The sequence below is a fragment of the Fusobacterium massiliense genome, from assembly GCF_900095705.1.
Lineage (GTDB): Bacteria > Fusobacteriota > Fusobacteriia > Fusobacteriales > Fusobacteriaceae > Fusobacterium > Fusobacterium massiliense.
Map to the genome: position 1 here is coordinate 646542 of NZ_LT608327.1, position 20991 is coordinate 667532.

Sequence of the window (20991 nt, forward strand, 5' to 3'; positions counted from 1 at the left end):
TTTTAATTTATTTTATTTATCTTCAGGTAAGATTTTATTTAATACTATACCAACAAAAGCAGCAAGAGCTAATCCAGATAAAGAAACTGTTCCCCATATAGTAATATCTCCTATTGCAATTCCTAGTACAAATATTAATGAAGCTATTATTAAATTTCTTGAATGAGAAAAGTCTAATTTTGCTTCAACTATTGTTCTAGCTCCAACAGCTGCTATCATACCAAATAATATTATTGATACTCCTCCCATAACTGCTGTAGGTATTGTTTGTAATATTATTCCAAATTTTCCTATAAGCCCTAAGATTATTGCAATACAAGCTGCTATTCTTAAAATTGCAGGATCATATACTTTTGTTACAGCTAAAACTCCTGTATTTTCACCATAAGTAGTATTAGCAGGTCCTCCTAAAAATCCTGCAGCCATAGTTGCAAGACCGTCTCCTAATAAAGTTCTGTGTATTCCTGGATCTTTAAAGAAATCCTTTCCTACAACTGCTCCATTAGTTGTAATATCTCCAATATGTTCTATAAATACAACTAAAGCTATAGGAGCTATAGCTAAAACTCCTGAAAGAGTAAACTTTGGAATAGCTGTAAATGATACCCATGCATCATCTGATAGCCCTATCCATCTTGCATCTGATATTTTTGTTAAATCTACATCTCCCATAAAATAAGCTATTATATATCCAACAGCAACTGATATAAGTATTGGCACCAATCTAAAAAATGATTTTTTCAAAATACTAATTGAAATCATAGTTATAACGACAGCCAAAGCAATTATTAAGCTATCTGTATTAAAAGTATTATTTGAATATCCAGCCATATTTAACGCAACCGGACTTAATCTTAGTCCTATAACCATTATTATAGGTCCAACTACTACTGGCGGGAAGAAAGATTTTATTCTTTCCACTCCAAACTTTAAAACAACCAAAGACATCACAACATACACAAGACCAGCTGAAATTATTCCACCTTTCAAAATTTCAATACCTTGAGCTTTTAAAACTAAGGCAGTCGCTCCTATAAATGCAAATGATGAACCTAAAAATACTGGTACTATACCTTTTGTAACACTGTGAAATATCAAAGTTCCAACACCAGCACAAATTAATGCTATTGATGGATTTAATCCAGTTAAAAACGGAACTAGCACTGTCGCTCCAAACATTGCAAGCACATGTTGAATCCCTAATACAATCTTTGTTTGAAAATTAAGTTTTTCCATTAAAAAAATCCTCCTAAAATCTATTATTTATTTCTAAGTTTTTCATAAAATTTTTCTGTATCAATTATAAATCTTGTGTGATTTCCACTTCCAACAACAACACCATCTTCTAATACTTCCACATTGAACACTAATCTTTTTCTATCTATTTCTGTTAAAACTGATGTAATCTTAACTGTTTTTCCAACTAAAGTTCCTTTTAAATGTTTAATATTTACTTCTGTTCCAACAGTTGTAAATCCTTCTTCTAACTCTTTTTGAGCTAATTTCAAAGAAACTTCTTCCATCCAAGCTATCATTACAGGCGTAGCTAAAACTTCTACAGACCCTGATGCTGCTTTTGCAGCTGTATCATTTTCACTAACAACTCTTTCTAGCTCTAATTTCATTCCAACTTCTAACATAAAAACTCCTCCATCTTTTTTATTTTATATGAAAGTATAAAATTAAATAGTAAAATTAGTCTCTGATGTTCGTATTAGTTCGAAGAGCCTGTGTTTATTAAGCTCGTAGAACTCATACGGCTATCAAGAGACTTTTTTTATTCTTTGACTAATTTTATAATAAATAAATATAACTGTCAATTTTATTGCTAATTTATTTTAATTTTCTATAACACACAATAATTCTCCAGTTTCTAAACTTAAAATAGCCTCATCTTTTATTATGATATTACTCATTAACCTAGCTTGATATTTTTTTATATATATTTCTCCGGTTTCATACTTAAATCCTTTTAAAAAATTTATCATAACTTCACTTGTTAAAGGAATAAATGAAATTTTTTTATCTTTCATATTTTGAAATTTATAATCTTTCATTAAACTTCTTTCTACTTTAAATAATTTTTCTTTTTCTGTTAAAAAAATCATTTTTTCATATTTTGAAAGTAAATTTATATTCGAGAGTTCGTGTCCAATTTCTCCTCCAAGTCCTCCAATACAAAATATTTTTTCATATTTTTTATAAATCTCTTCTAATATTAATTCAGTATCTGTATAATCTTTTTCAGGCTTAAATTCTTTAAATAGTACTTTTTTTTCTAAATAGTATTCTTTCACTTCTCTCTTTATAGAATCTAAATCTCCCCAGACTTCCTTTGGTATCAAGCCTAATTCATAACATAAATTTGCTCCCCCATCTGCACAGTATAAATCTCCTTTATTTTCTTTCAAAAAGTCAATAAAAAATTCTTTATCTCCTTTAAGTTCTCCATTTAAAAATAGGTATGCTATTCTCATCTTTTTAATCATCGTCCTTTAATATATCTACAACAATAAATACTGGTATATGGTCAGATATTATTTTTCTCATAAGTTTAGGATTTTTTTCTGAAAAATCTAATGCTCCACTAGAGCCTGTAAATTCTTGTGTATACTTTGTACTCAAAAAGAAATTATCATACGAATTTGCTCTTCCGTTTTGACCTATTGTCGTTTTTATGGCTGGGTCAATGGCATATGTTATTTTATCTTTATGTTTATACATAGGTTGGAAAGATTCATCTAAAGCATAAAGATTAAAATCTCCAGCAATCAAAATATCATTTTCTTTCCTATCTTTATCTTGAAAATAATCATAAACATCTACCATTTTAAAATTCTCAGCTTTTCTTTTAGATTCACTATCTCCATAAATTGTATGAACTAGTATAAATGTAAAATCAAAATTTCCTATTTTAAAAGTAGCACCATACGGTTCTCTTAAAAAAGAACTTTTCCCGTTCTTATAAAAACCTTCTGACTGCAAAAATTTTACCTTATTTTTCTTATAAACATAAGCAAAATACTCTTTATATCTAGTTGACCCAACAGAGAAAGGAGAAATATGATAATCCCATTTATCATTTCCTTGTTTATTTAATTCATCTACCAATTCTTCCAAACCATCTCTATTTATAACTTCTACCAATCCAACTATATCAAAACCTTGTAAAAGTTTTGCTGTTTGAACAAAATCTTTTTTTGATTCCCCTAGCCTTAAGATGTTAAAACTTGCAATATATCCTTCTTTACTAGCAAAAGTATTTATTGAGTTAAAAAATAAAATTCCTATTGAACAGACTACAAATAATATATATTTTTTAATTTTAAAATACATTTATTACCTCCAATTAATTTTTACTATTTAAATTTATACTTTTCTATAGAATAAAAAAGTCTCTGACGTCCGTATTAGTTCGAAGAGCCTGTGTTCATTGAGCTCGTAGAACTCATACGGCTGTCAAGAGACTAATAAGCATTTAAATTTATATTTTCCTATAGAATAAAAAAAGCTGTAAAAACAGCTTTTATTTTTTTATTAACGAGTCAAGTAAAGTAATAAAGAACATACTATAAATAAAAAAGCTACAGCCTCTGTTGCTTTTGCAAGTGGTCCTCCATCTTTATTTACTCCAAATATTGTATTTGATGCTCCTAATCCCATACTAGCTGTCATTCCATGACTTCTATCCGGTTGTATTAATACTAAAACTATTAATACAAAAGCTGATAAAAATAAAAGAATATTCAATAGTGTAGACATAAATCCTCCTTACACATGACACAAAATTTTTATTAATCAATGAATTATAACATTTTATTTATTTTTTTTCAATTAAGTATTTCTTACATGTTAAAATATTTTACCAAAATAATAACCAACACACACTAAAACAAGTGAGACTAATACACTTGCTATTGCATATATCAATGCTTCAAAAAAATTATTATTTTTTAACAGGTTAAAAAACTCCAAAGAAAATGTAGAAAAAGTTGTAAAACCTCCACAAAGTCCTGTTATTAAAAATAATTTTAAAGTCCCATTAAACTGAGTGTATTTTTCAAAAAATGCAGACAAGAAGCCTATTAAAAATGCTCCAATTAAATTTATATAAAAAGTTTTTATATAAGGCAAAGGTAAATAATAGAATGAGTATCTAAGAATAGAACCAAGCATTCCACCTAAACCAACCAATAATATTTTTAGCATATTAATCTTCTTTCAATACATAAGGTGTATTTTGATAAACATAAAAATTTAACCAGTTTGCATATAAAGTATTTGAGAAACCTCTCCAAGTCAATGTTGGTCTTGTAGTTTCATCATCATTTTCAAAATAATTTACTGGTTTTTCCGGATTAATTCCCTTATTAACATCTCTAAAATACTCATTACTTAAAGTAAGTCTATCATATTCAGGGTGTCCTTGCACAAAAATTTGACTTCCTTTTAAATCCATTACTAATAATACTCCTGCTTCTGGACTTTCAGCTACAATTTTTAAATTCTCATTTTTTTCTATATCTGCCTTCATGCATTCTGTATACCTTGAATGAGGACAATTTACGTAGTCGTCCATACTTCTAACAAGTGGAATTTTTCTATCATTTATCTTATGTTTATATACTCCAGATAATTTTTTATCCATCATATGTTTATCTATTCCATAGTGATAAAATAATCCTGCTTGAGCTCCCCAACATATATGTAAAGTTGATGTTACATGTGTTTTTGACCATTCCATAATAGTTGAAAGTTCATTCCAATAATTAACTTCTTTAAAAGGCATTGTTTCAACCGGAGCTCCAGTTATTATCATACCATCAAAAGTTTTATTTTTTATATCATCAAAATAAATATAAAATTTATTTAAATGACTTTGACTTGTATTTTTACTCTTATGTGTACTTAACATTAAAAAAGTACATTCGACTTGCAAAGGTGTATTCGACAACGCTCTTAACACTTGAGTTTCAGTTTCTTCTTTAACTGGCATAAGATTTAAAATTAAAATTTGTAAAGGTCTTATATCTTGAGTTGTTGCTCTCTCTTCATCCATGACAAAGATATTTTCTGACTCAAGTATATTTCTAGCTGGTAAATCTTTTTGTATTTTTATTGGCATAAAATTTCTCCTAATTATTTTCTATCTATGTACATTCTTTCGTAATATTTTTGATAATCTCCACTTGCTACTTCATTTACCCAATCTTGATTTTCTAAAAACCATTTTATAGTTTTTCTAATTCCTGTTTCAAAATCAGTCTCTGGATACCAACCCAAATCTTTTGCAATCTTACTTGGATTAATAGCATATCTCATATCATGCCCTAGTCTATCTTGAACATAAGTTATTAAATTATAATTAATATTTGATAAATCTGTTTTTAAAACTTTTTTATAATCATCATTATTCGATATTTCTTCTTTCATTAAATCTATAACTAACTTAACAATGTTTATATTTTTTTCTTCATTATATCCACCTATATTATAGATTTCTCTAATTTTTCCATTTCTTAAAACTAAATCTATTCCTTTACAGTGGTCTTCTACATAAAGCCAATCTCTTACATTTTCACCCTTTCCATAAACAGGTAATTTTTTCCCCTCTAACACATTTTTTATCATAAGAGGAATTAATTTTTCTGGAAAATGATATGGCCCATAGTTATTAGAACATCTAGTTATATTTATTGGCATTTTATATGTTTCTCCATAAGCTATAACAATATGATCAGCTCCAGTTTTTGAGGCAGAATAAGGACTTCTCGGGTCAAGAGGAGTTTCTTCTGTAAAGAATTTTTTCCCATATGTTTTTAAATTTTTTCTATTTTTTACAACTTCTCTTACTGCTTCATCATCTATAACAAGCTCAATAGCTTCATCGTAGTCTTTTATTAAACTACCGTAGACTTCATCTGTCGAAACTTGAAGATATTTCACTCCCTCTTTATATAAAGGATATCCATTTTCATCTTTTTTTATAGTCCAAAACTTTTTAGCATTTTCTAACAAATTCTGTGTTCCTAAAATATTAGTTTCTAAGAATATCTCAGGATTTTCTATTGATCTATCTACATGAGACTCTGCAGCAAAATTTACAACATAATCTATATTATTTTCAGAAAAAATTCTTTCTATTTCTTTTTTATCTCTTATATCTACTTTTTCAAATTTTACTCTCTTATCTTCTAGCTCTTGTTTTATTGTTCCTAAATTTCCGGCATAAGTCAAGCTATCAACTACTATTACTTTTATTTCTTCTACTTTATCATATTTTTTCAATATATATTTTAAAAAATTTGACCCAATAAAACCTGCTGCTCCAGTAACTAGATATGTTTTCATACTTTACTCCTTTTTTATTATCTTCTTTTCTTTTCCTATACATTATATCACAGTTATACCTCACAAAAAATTATTTATTTAGATATTTTTCTAATTTTTCTATTTCTTTTCTTCCTTTTTCTAAACCTTTGTTATATATTTCCTTTATTTTTTCTTTATTTGTTTCTAATCTTCCAATATCCAAAACTTCATCAGGTCTTATTACAAAAATTTCTCCTTTATCCTCAAGTTCAATAATTTTTTTTAAAGTTTTTTTGTAATCATTTTCCATATTTACCAATCTTTCTACAAGTTTAGGATATTTTTTATATACTATTTTAAATAACCAATTTAATTTATCTTCTTTATACTTACCCTTAGGTCTTGTAAGTACAACTATAAGCTTATCACAACCCATTTTTTTACAATAATCTATCGGTACAGGATCTGTTATCCCACCATCTAAGTATTTTTTACCATCTATTTTTATAATTTTTGAAGCAAAAGGTAGTGCAGAAGTTGCTCTAAGATATTCCATTTGATCAAATACATCTTTTATTAAAATATACTCTGCTTTTCCTGTTTCAATATTTGTTAAAACAATATAAAAATTAATATTAGATTCAGAAAATTTTTTCTCGTCAAAAACATCTAATTTCATAGGAAGATCATAATATGCAAATTTTTTATCTAATACATTTCCAGTTTTGAACCAATTTTTTAGACTCATGTACCTTTTATCACCAGCAAATTTTATATTATATCTAACAGCTCTTTCTTTTTGTTGAGATACATAATTTACTCCAAATAAAGCCCCCGCTGAAACAGAAACCATGGTATCTATACATAAACTTTTTTCAAGGAAAGCATCTAAGACGCCAGCTGTAAATAAGGCTCTCATTCCTCCCCCTTCTAAAACCAAACCATTTTTCTTCATAAAATAACTCCTTAGTAAAAACTTTTCAATTATTATAACTAAGTTTAAAACTTTATTCAAGCTTGAAAATTTTAACTATAAAACTTTACCTAATAAGTAAAAAATTGATTTTTCTTTAAATTTATGTTAAAATTAAAGAAAAATTAGGAGGAAATAAATTTTTATGGAAAAAACAAAAATTATATTTTTTGACATTAAAGAATACGATAAAGAATTTTTTAAAAAATATGGAGTAAATTTTAATTTTGAAATGACTTTTTTGAAAGTAAAATTATCTGAAGAAACTGCTAATTTAACAAAAGGCTATGATGTAGTTTGTGGATTTACAAGTGATGATATAAACAAAGAAACTATTGATATTATGGCTAATAATGGAATAAAATTATTAGCTATGAGATGTGCCGGTTTTAACAATGTTTCCCTTAAAGATATTCATAATAGATTTAAAGTTGTTAGAGTTCCTGCATATTCTCCACATGCAATAGCTGAATATACTGTTGGACTTTTAATGTCTGTTAACAGAAAAATACATAAAGCATATGCTCGTACAAGAGAAGGAAATTTTTCAATAAATGGTCTTGTTGGATTTGATTTATATAAAAAAACTGCTGGTATTATCGGTACAGGAAAAATTGGTCAAATACTAATAAAAATCTTAAAAGGTTTTGATATGAATGTTGTTGCCTATGATTTATTTCCAAATCAAAAAGTTGCCGATGAGTTAGGTTTTGAATATGTAAGTCTTGATGAACTTTATGCAAAATCTGATGTTATTTCTCTTAATTGTCCTTTGACAAATGAAACAAAATATATGATTAATAGAAATTCAATGAAAAAAATGAAAGATGGAGTTATCATTGTAAATACAGGAAGAGGTGCTTTAATTGATTCTGTTGATTTGGTTGAAGCATTAAAGGACAAAAAAGTCGGAGCTGTTGCACTAGATGTTTATGAAGAAGAAGAAGATTATTTCTTTGAAGATAAGTCTACTCAAGTTATAGAAGATGATATTTTAGGAAGATTGCTATCTTTTTACAATGTATTAATAACATCACATCAAGCATATTTTACTCATGAAGCTCTAGAAGCTATTACACTTACAACATTAAACAATATACAAGATTTTATCGATGGAAAAGAACTTATAAATGAAGTTCATCAAAATTAATTTCCTTTTTTAATTTTATATTCTTATAAATAAAGTCTCCTGACAGCCGTATGACTCTTCCGAGCTCACCAAAATGCTCTCCAGAGTAATACGGACGTCGGAGTTATTAAACTTATACTTTCCTATAGAATAAATAAAGTCTCTTAATAGCCGTATTAGTTCTATGAGTTTAATGAACATAGGCTCTTCAAACTGATACGGACATTAGAGACTTCTTTTTTTATTTAATTTTTATTTAATTTTTATTCTTTTCTAATTCTTTATATTCATTATTTCTAAAATTTTCTTTCTATAAAGCACTCTTTGAATTTCTAAATCTTCATTTTTATTCATATCAATTTTTATTTCAGCTATAATTTTTCCTGGTTTACCATCTAAAATATAAACTCTATCACTTAGAAAAACTGCTTCATCAATATCATGAGTAATTAACAATGTGCTTAGTTCAAATTCTCTTTTTAAATTCAAATACCATTTATGTAGCTCTTTTTTTGTAATACTATCCAAAGCTGAAAATGCCTCATCTAAAAGAAAAATTTTCTTTTTAAACATGTAAGTACGAATAAGAGCAACTCTTTGTCTCATTCCACCACTCAACTGCTTAGGGTATTTTTTAGCATATTTTTCCAAATTAAATTGTTTTAATATTTCCATTCCCTCTTCTATTGCTTCTTTTTTTAAAACTCCATTGATAATCAAAGGTAAAACAACATTATCTATAACTGTTTTATGCTCAAATAATAAATCTTTTTGCAACATATATGCAACATTACCTTGATTTTTTTCACTATCTGATATATGTATATCTCCACTTTGTTTATCTAAAAGTCCAGCAATAAGATTAAATAGTGTTGACTTTCCTGCTCCACTACTTCCTACTATAGAAACTATTTCATTCTTTTTTACTTCAATATTAATATTATCTAAAATTTTATTATCTGAAAATGAATATGATAGATTTTTAACAACTAATATATTTTCCATTGCTATCTCTTTTCAAAAATTAATTTTCTAAATATTGGTTATCAAAACCTGTATTTTCTGGAATAGCTTCTTTTACTAATCCTTTTTCATTTACCCAATTATAGAAAGCATTCCAACGAATAGGGTCTATATATCCCCATTTTTCTTTATCTGTTGCATATTGTCCTGCTAAATATTCTTGAGAAGCAACTACCATTTCTTTTTTATTTTCTAATTCAGGTGCATATTTTATTAAAATTTCAGCAGCTTCCTTTGGATTTTCTATTGCATATTGATACCCTTTTTTTATTGCTTTCAATATTTTTTTAACTTCATCTTTATTTTCTTTTAAATAATCATTGTTTGCTATTATTACTGGAGAATAAAAATTCAACTCTGGAGCATAATCTCTATAATAGAAAAAGTTTGTTCCTATACCTAAATTATCTGCCATAACTTTATCCCAAGCATAATATACCGGTGCTGCATCAAAAACTCCATTTGAAATTGGTGTTATTGAATTATCATCAGTATTTGGTACTAATTCTACCTTAGATAAATCTCCTCCATCTTTTTGCATAATGAAAGATAACATCTCTTTTTCTATTGGTATATCCCATGTTCCATATCTATGTCCTTCTAAATCTTTAGGACTATTTATATTCAAGTTTTTATTTGTGATAATACCTGAAGTATTATTTTCTATAATAGCTGCTATTGCTGTTATTGGAGCTCCTTTAGCTAATTTTGAAGTCATATAATCTTGAAAATATACTCCCATAGGTGCTTTATTATTAATAATTAAATCTGAAGTGCTTTCATTTGCTGGTTGTTTAATATCTAAATCTATTCCTTCTTCAGCAAAATATCCTTTTTCCTTAGCAACAAAAAGACCTGTGTGGTTTGTATTTGGAACCCAGTCTAATAAAAAATCTACTTTTTTAAGCTCAGAAGTTTTTGCTTCTTCTTTTTTTTCTCCACAAGCTACAAGTATAAATATTGAAACAACTAAAAATAATAAATAATTAATCTTTTTCATTTATTTTCCCCTCCTCAATATATTTCCATTTAATAATTCTTTTTTCACTTCTTTTTACTATTTCCATGCTTAATAAACTTATAATAGAAACCAAAATAATTATTGCAAACATTGTATCGTAATCAAAGGCTTTTTTTGCTCTTGTCATAAACACTCCCAATCCTTCAAAACCTCCTAGCCATTCTGAAACTACAGCCGATATAAAGGCATAAGATACACTCACTCTAAGACCTGCATAAAAATAAGTTAGAGCTGTTGGTATTTTTAAATGATACAATATTTGCCATCTATTTGCTTTCATTAATTTTAGAAGATTGATTGCATCTTTATCACAATTCCTGAAACCATCTAATATACTTATTACAATAGGAAAAGTTGTAGTAAGCACAATTAAAACTATCTTTGGTGTCATATCATAACCCAACCATAATACAAGTATAGGAGCTAATGCTATTGTTGGTATCGTTTGAGTAAAAACTAATAAAGGATAAACAATTTTATTAACAAGTTTAAAGCTATCCATAATTATTGCAAGTATTGTTGCAATAGCTATTCCTAGTCCTAATCCTATTAAAGCTTCCAGCATTGTTATTTTAAAATGGAACCAAAATAATGCTCTATCTCTTATAAAAGCTCTAACTATTTCTAAAGGACTAGGAAAAATAAACTTAGGCAAGAAATTTAAATTCCCACATATTTGCCAAATAATTATCAATATAAAAATACTTATGAAACTTATATATTTATCTATAATTTTTTTCATAATTCCTCTTTAAATATACAATTCAGCTATCATACATCTAGCTGAACCTCCACCATATTTTTCTATAGTTTGAACATCAACCGGTACTATTACATCATATTTTTCAAGTGTAGCCTTTTGATTTTCTGTCAAAGCATTATAAGCTGACATAGACATTACACACACATTAACATCTTCATTATTTCTAAGTTCTAATGTATTTCCAAGAAACTTTTCAACTTGTTCTTCAGTTATAAAAATAATTTCTTTACCATCTAGTTTCAATTGATTTATGACCTCTTCTTTTTCTCTTCCACTGTCTATGCTATCAGCACATAAAATAGCATATTTTTCTCCAACAGACATCATTACATTTGTGTGATAGATTGGTTTTCTAATTTCTCCAACGGTTTGATATGAATGAAAAGCTACTTTTTTGTACCCTGCTTCCTCACAAAAAATATCTAATAATTCTTCATTAGCTCTTTCTGATAAAGAGCAATATGCTTTTTTATTTTTCCTATCTAAAACAAGTGAACCTGTTCCTTCTAAAAATATATTTTCTTTTTCTAAGTATGAATAATCAACAATATTTAAAGTATCTATATCATCAAAAAAAGTATATAAATTTTCTGTTCTTTCAAGTCTTCTATTTTCTGCAAACATTGGATAAAGAACAACTGTGTTATTATAATGAGTTGAAAACCAATTATTTGGGAAAATACTATCAGGAGTATGAGGAACTTTAGTATCTTGCATTACTTTTACGTCTATTCCAACTTTCTTCAATTTCTCAACCATTTTATCAAATTCATATAATGCCAAATTTTGAATTTCTTGAACTGGCTTATTATCTTTTTTTTGGTAATGGTTATTGATAGCCGTTTCTTCATTGAAACCAAATAAAGCTGGTCTTACCATTAAGATTTTATTTGTTATATTCTTTTTCATAATTTCCTCCATTTATTATTAAATCTTTCAATATAGTTTATTATTTTTGATAGAAAAAAGCAATAACTATTTTAATATTTTACTTTTTTGCTCAAATAATTAAAATAAAGTCTCTTCTCAGCTTTAAACCAATAAATATATTCCCCTCATACTACATTTTAAGTTTTTTTCTTTTTTTTATAAAAGCACTTGAAATACTTAAAATTTTATGGTATAAAATATACTACAATCGTATTTTATTTTATTAGGAGGCTTAAAAAATGACAAAAAAAGAATTTGCAAAATTATTATTTGAAAAAGGAGTTTTTAACACTAAAACTAAAGCTGAAGAAAGCGTAGATGTTATATTTGATTCTATCGAAAAATTATTACTTGAAGGAGAAAGTTTAAGTATAATTAACTGGGGTAAATTAGAAGTAGTTGAAAGAAAACCTAGACTTGGAAGAAACCCTAAAACTGGTGAAGAAGTTAAAATAGGAACTAGAAAATCAGTTAAATTTAGACCAGGTAAAGCATTTTTAGATAAATTAAACTAATACTTATTTAAAGACTAATTTTTAAAATTTTAACAAACTATTACATTATTTGTAATAGTTTTTTTATTTATAAGGAAAATATAATCTCTAATGTCCATATTAGTTCAAAGATCCTATGTTTATTGAGCTTGTAGAACTCATACTGCTACAAATAAATAAATAAAAAAAGTCTCCTGACAGCCGTATGACTCTTCCGAGCTCACCGAAATGCTCTCCAGAGTAATACGGACGTCGGAGACTAATTTTCATATTAAATTTATACTTTCCTATAGAATTAAAAAAGAGCTATTACTACATAATAGCTCTTTATTTTTAATTATTTGTTTATTTTACCATCCACGACTTACTATAAAGTTTGCAAATGATTGAATTACAGCTGCATTACAGAAATCTATAAATAATGATCCAACTATTGGTATTATAAAGAATGCTTTTATTGAAGGACCGTTTGCTGCTGTAAATGTTTCCATATTAGCCATAGCATTTGGAGTTGCTCCTAATCCAAATCCACAGTGTCCTGAAGCCATAACTGCTGCATCGTAATCTCTTCCCATAATATTGAAAGTTACGAAGTAAGCAAATATTGCCATTAATACTGTTTGAACTAATAAGATAGAAACTAATGGTCCAGCAAGTGCTGCAAGTTCCCATAATTTCATTGACATTAATGCCATTGATAAGAATAATGATAGAGAAATATTTCCAACTATACCAATTTCATTAAATGGTAATTCTTTTTTCATTCCATCTACTATATTTCTCATAATAGCTGCTATAACCATACAAGCAATATACATTGGTAAAACTATTCCGTGTTCTTTTAATATAGGATTTATACTTGTTCCTATTCCCATTGCAATTCCAACATAAACCACTGCAGAGAAAATTCTATCTTCACTTATTGGATGGTCTTCACCTAAAAGAGAAGCATCCATTCCATTTGCACCTTCTGTAGGTTTTAAATTATTTTTAATCATAAGTCTTCTAGCAATAGGTCCACCTATTAAACATCCAGATATTAATCCATATGTTGCTGATGCAACTGCAACAACTGTTGCTCCTGTTGCTCCTAAATCTTCTAAGTAAGGACCAAATGCTCCAGATGTTCCATGTCCTCCTGTTAGAGGGATAGATCCAGCTGCTAGACCTAATAAAGGATTTATTCCAAACATTTTTGCCATTGATACTCCTAAAATATTTTGAAGTATAACTAGAATAACTGCTGCTAATAGGAATAATGCTACCCCTACTCCACCTTTTTTAAGTATTCTCAAACTAGCTGAAAATCCAACTGTTGTAAAGAAAGCTACCATTAATAAATTTTTTATTCCAGAATCAAATTCTATTGTAAAAGTTTCACTTGTATGTCCATATAATAACAAAAGTGAAAATAATGTACCTCCGATTACTGGCGCAGGTATAAAGAATTTTTCAAAGAAAGGTACTTTTCTTTTAATCCATCTTCCAATCAACAATAAAATAATTGCAAATCCTATTGTTTGTTCCATTGTAAACTTTAGTTCTAACATATAAATCCTCCTAAACTAACAAATAATTTTTATTACAAACTAATAATACAACAAAAAAGATTATTAGTCAATATTTAGTTGTTAAAAAAAACTAATAATTACAAAAAAAATACTATTAATTCAAAAAACAAACAATAGTATTTTTTATGTTTTTTATTTTTTTATTTTTATGCTCCTATTAAACGAATTACTCCATCTACTCCAATAGGAAAACCACTTACAAACCATATTACTAAGAATAATGTCCATCCTATTAAGAAAGTTATTGAATATGGTAGCATTACAGATATCAAAGTTCCCATTCCTGATTCTTTATCATATTTTTGCATAAATGCAACTATCATTGCAAAATATGTCATAAGAGGAGTAATTATATTTGTTGATGAATCTCCCACTCTATACGCTAACTGAGTAAATTCTGGACTATATCCTAATTGCATTAACATAGGTACAAATACTGGAGCCATTATAGCCCATTTTGCTGAAGCTGAACCCATAAATAAATTTATAAAAGCTGATACCAACACAAATAAAATTACTAAAGGAATACCTGTCAACCCTATACTTTGAAGTATGTCTGCTCCTTTTACCGCAACATAAGTTCCTAAATGTGTGTAAGAAAAATATGCAACGAATTGTGAAGCAGCAAAAGCTAAAGCTAAATAACCTCCCATTGTTGCCAATGATGAGCCCATCATTTTTGCAACATCTTTATCATTTTTAATTGTTCCAGAAACCTTCCCATAAACTATTCCTGGAATTAAGAAAAATAACATTAAAGTTGGAACTAAGCCATCATGGGTCCATTGTTTTAATTCTCCATCAACTCTTAAAATTCCATTTTTAGGAAATGCCATTATCCCTATAACTATGCAGAATATTACTAAAGAAATGCCAGCCCATCTTAATGCTTTTTTTTCTTGATTTGTTAATTCATTATGGTCTACTTTTATTTCTCCTTTATACTCACCTAATCTAGGTTCAACTATTTTTTCAGTTACAAAAGTACCTAGAATAGTTATCAAAAATGTAGAGGCAGCCATGAAATAATAATTTGAAGCTGGATTTACAAAATAATCTGGTCTTAATAATTTTGCAGCTTCTGTTGTTATTCCAGAAAGTAATGGATCAGTTGTAGATAGTAACAAGTTTGCAGAAAATCCACCAGAAACTCCGGCAAAAGCTGCTGCAAGTCCTGCTATGGGATGTCTTCCAAAAGTTAAAAATACAACTGCTCCTAAAGGAATTAGTACAACATAACCAGCATCTGATGCAATATTTGACATTACTCCGGCAAGAACAACAATAGCAGTCAAAGCTTTTTTAGGTGTGGCTGTAACAACTTTTTTCATTGTTGCTCCCATAAGACCACTTCCTTCTGCCACTCCTATCCCTATAAGTGCAACTAAAACTGTTCCTAGTGGTGCAAATCCTGTGAAGTTTTTTACCATAGAAGAGAATATGTATCTTATTCCTTCTGCATCCAATAATGATTTTATTACCAGTGTAGTCTCTTTTATTACTCCTTCTTTTTTATCAAAGGCTTCATATGTAATCGAAGCTCCAGAAGAAGCAGCAATAGCAGATATTATTGCTATTACAAGACAAAATATCCAGAATAATGTTAATGGATGTGGTAATTTATTACCTCCTTTTTCAATAAAGTCTAAAAATCTCTGTATTCCTTTTTTCTTTTCTTTTTCCATAACTCCTCCTTAAAAATTTTATTTTATATGTTATTTATATTATTAAATTTATCTATTGATTGATTTATTTTTGACGGTATAGTTTGAATATAGAAAAATTTGCATTATTTTTTTAGTTGGTATATTTACTATAATAATATAAAAAAGAATAAAAAGCAACTTTTTATTCTTTTTTTATTTATAAGGAAAGTATAAATTTAAATGTTTATTAGTCTCTGACGTCCGTATTAGCTCGAAGAGCCTGTGTTTATTGAGCTCGTAGAACTCATACGGCTGTCAAGAGACTTTTTTTATTATATATAAAATTATAAATTAATAATAATTAATGGTCTCTGACATCCATATTAGTTCGAAGATGCTATGTTTATGGGCTCATAGAACTCATATGACTTTGAGACTTTTTTATAAAATATATTAAGAAGTGTTACATCTTTTTATCTCATTTACACAATTTGTTTCCCGTGAAATTCATCAGAGCTAATTAAGCTAGATAATTCACTTAGATTCTCTTTTGTAACTTTTCCAGCAACAACAATTTTTAATTTCTTATTAGATTTTCTTATCATATCATTTATCAGATCTTTCCCTTCAAGTGCTGTTGCTTTTCCACCAGAAGTTAAAATTCTTTTTATACCTATATCTATCAAAGCATCGATATAATCTAAAGGATTAGATATTTCATCTATTGCTTTATGAAAGGTTACTTCCATAGGATAAGCCAAGTCAACCAATTCTTTTGTAGTTTCTAAGTCTATCTTATTATCATTCGTTAAGCAACCTAAAACAATTCCTTTTACTCCTATTTTTTTAAATAGTTTTATATCTTCCTTCATAATCTCTATTTCATCTTTTGAATAGTTAAAATTTCCTCCTCTTGCCCTTACCATAGGGAAAATAGGAATATTTAATTTTTCTAGACATATTTTTACTGTACCATACGATGGAGTAGTTCCTCCTACAGCTAAATTTTCACAAAGCTCTATTCTATTTGCTCCTTTATTTTGAGCTTCTAATGCTTTTTCAAAAGATTCTACACAAGCTTCTTTTATCATTTTATCACCTCTATACTAAAAATTTTAAAATTGGAGCCCATACTAATGTTAAAATTCCTGCAAAAACTATCGATAATGCACTCATCGAACCCTCTATTTCCCCAATTTCCATTGCTTTTGATGTACCAACTGCATGACTAGATACTCCTATACCTATTCCCACAGCTACTGAATGTTTTATTCTAAATATTCTACTAATTAAAGGAGCACTTACATTACCTGTTATTCCTGTTACTATGATACCTACAACTGTTATAGCAGGTATTCCTCCTATCATTGTACTAACTTCAATTCCTATCGGTGTTGTTATTGATTTTGGCATAAGTGAAAATATTAAACCATCGTTAATTCCCATTAGTTTTCCTAATATAATAACTGTTATTATTCCGACAAATGAACCTGCAACAGCTCCAACTAGCACCGGTATAAAATAAATTTTAAATAAGCCCCATTGCTTATACAATGGAACTGCTAAAACTACTGTTGCTGGGGATAAAAGCATAAGTATTGTGTCTCCCCCTCTAGCATAATTTTCTGTTGGTATATTAAAGAAATATATAGTCCCTATTACAAAAATTGCAGCAACTAGAAATGGGTTAAAGATTGGAGATTGTGTTTTTTTAAATAACCATTGCCCTATTTCAAAAGCAATTAATGTCAAAATTATACCAAAAAACACATTATTGGTTAATATCTCTTTCATTTTTCTTTTTCTCCTTTCTTTCTAAATGTTCTATCATAAATTGAACAACTTTCCCTGTAACTCCCATTGTTATGACAGTGGATACAATTATTAAAACAACAAATTTTATAAAATTTCCTTGTAATAATTGATATGAATCCATTATTTTAACTGTCGGTGGCATAAAAAAAATTGTCATATTAGCTAATAAAAAATTTGCTACATTTTCTATCATATTTAATTTTATAATTTTATAGTACAACAATACAAATAACAAAAGCAGACCTATAATTGTCCCAGGTATAGGTAAAGCTAAAGTTTTCGATATAATAGTACCTATATAATTTATTATAAAAATTATAATAAATTCTCTTAACATAATTCCTCCGTATCTAAATAAAGTCTCTTTATAATCATACAAGTTCTACGAGCTCAATAAATACAAGCCCTTAAAACTAATATGAACTTCAGAGACTAATTTTCATTATTTAATTTTTATGCTTCATATAAAATAAAAAAAAGCTAAGATTTCACACATCAGAGTTAAGAAAAACTCTGTACTGTGTGTTAAATCTTAGCTCATCTAAAATTTATTAATCTCTTGGTTTCATTTGTGGGAATAAAATTACATCTCTTATTGATGGTGCACCTGTAAGTAACATTACAAGTCTATCTATTCCTATTCCCATTCCCCCTGTAGGTGGTAACCCATATTCAAGAGCTTCTACGAAACTTTCATCTATTTCTGGTGTTGCTTCATCATTTCCACGCATTGCTTCTTCAACTTGTGCTTCAAATCTTCCTCTTTGATCTGCTGGGTCATTTAATTCAGTAAAAGCATTTGCATATTCTCTTTTATTAATAAATAACTCAAATCTATCAGTAAAATTAGGATTTTTTTCATTTCTTTTAGCAAGTGGAGAAATTTCAACTGGGTGTCCATAAACAAATGTTGGTTGTACAACTCTTTCTTCACATTTTTGTTCAAAAAATTCATTTATAATATGTCCAACACTATCCATATGATCTGCAACTTCAACATGATGTTCTTTAGCTATTTTTTTAGCTTCTTCAAAAGTCATTTCTTTCCAGAAATCTACTCCAGTAACCTCTTTAATCATGTCAACCATATGTACTCTATTGAATTTTTTTAGTGATAATTGAACTCCATCATATTCTATTTCAGTAGTTCCATTTACCTCTTGACATACAGTAGATATTATACCTTCACATAAGTCCATCATATCATTAAAGTCTGCATGAGATTGATATAATTCTATCATAGTGAATTCTGGGTTATGTCTTGTAGATATCCCTTCATTTCTAAAGTTTCTTCCTAATTCATAAACTCTTTCAAATCCACCAACTATTAATTTTTTCAAATATAGTTCCGGTGCTATTCTTAAAAATAAATCTAAATTTAAAGTATTATGATGAGTAATAAAAGGTTTAGCAGCTGCTCCTCCTAAAATTGGGTGCATTAAAGGAGTTTCAACTTCTAAGAAATTCTTATCATCTAAATATTTTTTTACAGCTTTTATAATTTGAGTTCTTTTTATAAAAACTTCTCTAACTTCTGGATTCATAATCAAATCTACATATCTTTTTCTGTATCTGATTTCAACATCAGTAAGACCATGATACTTTTCAGGTAACGATCTTACATTTTTAGTTAAAAGAGAAATTCCTTTTACTCTCAAAGTTAACTCTTCAGTGTGAGTTACAAACAATTCTCCTTCTACACCTATTATATCTCCAACATTTAACATTTTAACTATATGATCAAATTGTTCTTCTCCAAGTTCATCTTTTTTAATATATACTTGGATTTTCCCAGATTGGTCTTCTATATGAGCAAAATAAACTTTTCCTTTTCCTCTTAAAGACATTATTCTTCCAGCTGTTTTATATGTTAAATTTTCTTCTGGATTATGTTTTAAAACATCTCCTACCATAAATTGTTTATCATATTTTTTTCCAAAAGGTTTTACACCATAGCTTTCTAATTCTTCAATTTTTTTCCATCTTTCTGCAATTAAAGGCTCCTTTTCTAACCTGTCAAAATATTTTTCCATATTTAGTCCTCCCAAAATTCTTATTTTATAAGTGTTTCAACTTTTTTTATCCATTTACTATCCGGAAATTCTTGTTTTAACAATTTTAAATACTTAGTCGCTTCAACTTTATTCCCTTGTTTTGCATATAAACTTGCTATATTATAATATATTTCTGACTTTTTGTCTCCTGATTTTTCTGTTGACAATGCCTTTTTTAAATTATTTATTTCTTGCTTAGGATCAGATGATACATTCTTTATTATTTTTTCAAAAAAACCGTCTTTTTTTGAATTACTTCCAAGTTCCCCAACTAAATTACTCATACTATCTTTTAATTTGGTTTTTAATTCTACTGTTGCCTCAACAGCTTGTTCTTTTAAATCCTCTAAAGTTGGCTCTGTCTTATTACCAATGTAATTATCCAATGCTTTTTTTAACTCATGATTTGTTGTATTATACATTGATGAAGGAATTACTATGTCCTTTTCTAAAGTTTTTGCAAGCTTTAAAATATAAATTTTTTCATTATCAGTAAAAGAAGTAAAATTATTTCTGATTGCTACAAAAGCTTCATTAATCACCATATCATTTTTATTTTCATAACCATATTTTAATAAAAGATAATTTACATCTTTATAATATTTCCCTGTTGGGTATAACATTTTATATAAAGTTATTGAATTTTCTAAATTTTTATTATTTTCTTTAGAATTTTTGATTATTATATCATAAATTTCATTTTCAGAAAAATTATATTTTGATTCAACTAAAATACTAATTTTTCTAGCTAATTCATTATTTAGATAAGTTGTTATTACATAATTTCCTTTATATATACTTCTAAAATTAATTTTTTTATTGGAAATGCTAGCTTTACTTATTGCATTTCTAGGTACTGAAGTTACCTTCAAACTATTTTCATTTTGAAGTGGGATAACTAATGTCTCTCCCATATAAACTATATAATTATTTTTAATTTCATCTTGGACTGATTGTACTTCAGTTTTTAAATTTGTTTTTATTTCACCTAAGTATTCATTTATACTTTCATTTGTAGTTTTCTTACTTATTGAACTGAAATCTTGTTTCTTTACAACTTCTTCTTTTTCTACTTTTTGATTTTCTATTTTTTTACTATTATTTTCATCTCCGTATGGACTATCATTTAAAGTTTTTATTTCTTTAACAGGACCTGTGCTTTGTTTATTTAGACCAAAATCTAAATTTGTACAAGCTCCTAAAAATAATGCCGAACAAAAGATTAATATTTTTTTTATTGACTTCATATAATCTCCTCCT

22 protein-coding genes are annotated in these 20991 nt (G+C 27.7%); 2 read left to right on the forward strand and 20 right to left on the reverse strand.

Annotation, left to right across the window (positions count from 1 at the left end; all coding sequences use genetic code 11):
• Positions 1-12: 12 nt before the first annotated feature.
• From BQ2505_RS07415 to BQ2505_RS07455, 9 genes are all read right to left on the reverse strand, one after another.
• Complete coding sequence (locus BQ2505_RS07415; protein ID WP_074017126.1) at positions 13-1236, reverse strand: uracil-xanthine permease family protein; 1224 nt, start codon at positions 1234-1236, stop codon at positions 13-15.
• Between the two features lie 23 nt (positions 1237-1259).
• Positions 1260-1640, reverse strand: a complete 381-nt coding sequence (locus BQ2505_RS07420; RefSeq protein ID WP_074017127.1) for a thioesterase family protein — start codon at positions 1638-1640, stop codon at positions 1260-1262.
• A gap of 198 nt (positions 1641-1838) precedes the next feature.
• On the reverse strand, positions 1839-2477 hold the full coding sequence (locus BQ2505_RS07425; RefSeq protein WP_074017342.1) for a thiamine diphosphokinase: 639 nt from the start codon (positions 2475-2477) through the stop codon (positions 1839-1841).
• A gap of 4 nt (positions 2478-2481) precedes the next feature.
• Complete coding sequence (locus BQ2505_RS07430; RefSeq protein WP_074017128.1) at positions 2482-3336, reverse strand: endonuclease/exonuclease/phosphatase family protein; 855 nt, start codon at positions 3334-3336, stop codon at positions 2482-2484.
• A 201-nt stretch (positions 3337-3537) separates the two neighbouring features.
• Positions 3538-3762 carry a preprotein translocase subunit SecG gene (secG, locus tag BQ2505_RS07435; protein ID WP_074017129.1) on the reverse strand — a complete coding sequence of 75 codons (225 nt, stop codon included), beginning with the start codon at positions 3760-3762 and terminating at the stop codon, positions 3538-3540.
• A gap of 90 nt (positions 3763-3852) precedes the next feature.
• Entirely contained in the window at positions 3853-4209 is a 357-nt protein-coding gene (crcB, locus tag BQ2505_RS07440) for a fluoride efflux transporter CrcB (protein ID WP_074017130.1), read from the reverse strand.
• 1 nt (position 4210) lies between these two features.
• Positions 4211-5125 carry a homoserine O-acetyltransferase MetA gene (gene metA, locus BQ2505_RS07445; RefSeq protein ID WP_074017131.1) on the reverse strand — a complete coding sequence of 305 codons (915 nt, stop codon included), beginning with the start codon at positions 5123-5125 and terminating at the stop codon, positions 4211-4213.
• Between the two features lie 14 nt (positions 5126-5139).
• Positions 5140-6351 carry a dTDP-glucose 4,6-dehydratase gene (locus BQ2505_RS07450; protein WP_074017132.1) on the reverse strand — a complete coding sequence of 404 codons (1212 nt, stop codon included), beginning with the start codon at positions 6349-6351 and terminating at the stop codon, positions 5140-5142.
• Between the two features lie 70 nt (positions 6352-6421).
• On the reverse strand, positions 6422-7267 hold the full coding sequence (locus BQ2505_RS07455; RefSeq protein WP_074017133.1) for a patatin-like phospholipase family protein: 846 nt from the start codon (positions 7265-7267) through the stop codon (positions 6422-6424).
• Positions 7268-7430: 163 nt separating this feature from the next.
• Between BQ2505_RS07455 and BQ2505_RS07460 the strand changes: the two genes are divergently transcribed.
• Positions 7431-8435 (forward strand): 2-hydroxyacid dehydrogenase, encoded by a 1005-nt coding sequence (locus BQ2505_RS07460; protein WP_074017134.1) that lies wholly within the window; start codon positions 7431-7433, stop codon positions 8433-8435.
• 252 nt (positions 8436-8687) lie between these two features.
• Here the strand turns inward: BQ2505_RS07460 and BQ2505_RS07465 are convergent, their stop codons facing one another.
• Genes BQ2505_RS07465 through ctlX form a run of 4 tightly spaced genes read right to left on the reverse strand, consistent with a single transcriptional unit; the run spans position 8688 to position 12130 of the window.
• The gene (locus tag BQ2505_RS07465) at positions 8688-9419 is read right to left on the reverse strand and encodes an ABC transporter ATP-binding protein (RefSeq protein ID WP_074017135.1); all 732 of its coding nucleotides are present in this window, start codon (positions 9417-9419) and stop codon (positions 8688-8690) included.
• A gap of 19 nt (positions 9420-9438) precedes the next feature.
• Positions 9439-10437 (reverse strand): ABC transporter substrate-binding protein, encoded by a 999-nt coding sequence (locus tag BQ2505_RS07470; protein ID WP_074017136.1) that lies wholly within the window; start codon positions 10435-10437, stop codon positions 9439-9441.
• Positions 10424-11200, reverse strand: coding sequence for an ABC transporter permease (locus BQ2505_RS07475; protein WP_074017137.1), 777 nt, complete (start codon positions 11198-11200; stop codon positions 10424-10426). The genes BQ2505_RS07470 and BQ2505_RS07475 overlap by 14 nt, the downstream gene beginning before the upstream one ends.
• Positions 11201-11209: 9 nt before the next feature.
• On the reverse strand, positions 11210-12130 hold the full coding sequence (ctlX, locus tag BQ2505_RS07480) for a citrulline utilization hydrolase CtlX (RefSeq protein ID WP_074017138.1): 921 nt from the start codon (positions 12128-12130) through the stop codon (positions 11210-11212).
• Positions 12131-12390: 260 nt separating this feature from the next.
• On the opposite strand from ctlX, the gene BQ2505_RS07485 reads away from it, so the two are divergent.
• Positions 12391-12666 (forward strand): HU family DNA-binding protein, encoded by a 276-nt coding sequence (locus tag BQ2505_RS07485; protein ID WP_074017139.1) that lies wholly within the window; start codon positions 12391-12393, stop codon positions 12664-12666.
• 329 nt (positions 12667-12995) lie between these two features.
• Here BQ2505_RS07485 and gltS read toward each other — a convergent pair whose 3' ends face one another.
• The 7 genes from gltS to BQ2505_RS07520 all read right to left on the reverse strand — a co-directional run bounded on the left by gltS (position 12996) and on the right by BQ2505_RS07520 (position 20978).
• Positions 12996-14195: a sodium/glutamate symporter gene (gltS, locus tag BQ2505_RS07490; RefSeq protein WP_074017140.1), complete on the reverse strand. Its 1200-nt coding sequence runs from the start codon at positions 14193-14195 to the stop codon at positions 12996-12998.
• Positions 14196-14362: 167 nt separating this feature from the next.
• Positions 14363-15901, reverse strand: a complete 1539-nt coding sequence (locus BQ2505_RS07495; RefSeq protein WP_074017141.1) for an AbgT family transporter — start codon at positions 15899-15901, stop codon at positions 14363-14365.
• Between the two features lie 443 nt (positions 15902-16344).
• Positions 16345-16953, reverse strand: a complete 609-nt coding sequence (locus BQ2505_RS07500; protein ID WP_074017142.1) for a copper homeostasis protein CutC — start codon at positions 16951-16953, stop codon at positions 16345-16347.
• A gap of 10 nt (positions 16954-16963) precedes the next feature.
• Positions 16964-17656 carry an LrgB family protein gene (locus BQ2505_RS07505; protein WP_074017143.1) on the reverse strand — a complete coding sequence of 231 codons (693 nt, stop codon included), beginning with the start codon at positions 17654-17656 and terminating at the stop codon, positions 16964-16966.
• Positions 17634-18014, reverse strand: coding sequence for a CidA/LrgA family protein (locus BQ2505_RS07510; RefSeq protein WP_074017144.1), 381 nt, complete (start codon positions 18012-18014; stop codon positions 17634-17636). Before BQ2505_RS07510 ends, BQ2505_RS07505 begins: the two co-directional genes overlap by 23 nt.
• 214 nt (positions 18015-18228) lie before the next feature.
• A complete protein-coding gene (lysS, locus tag BQ2505_RS07515) occupies positions 18229-19710 on the reverse strand; it encodes a lysine--tRNA ligase (protein ID WP_074017145.1) in 1482 nt (493 codons plus the stop codon).
• 20 nt (positions 19711-19730) lie between these two features.
• Positions 19731-20978: a tetratricopeptide repeat protein gene (locus BQ2505_RS07520; protein ID WP_074017146.1), complete on the reverse strand. Its 1248-nt coding sequence runs from the start codon at positions 20976-20978 to the stop codon at positions 19731-19733.
• Positions 20979-20991: the final 13 nt, after the last annotated feature.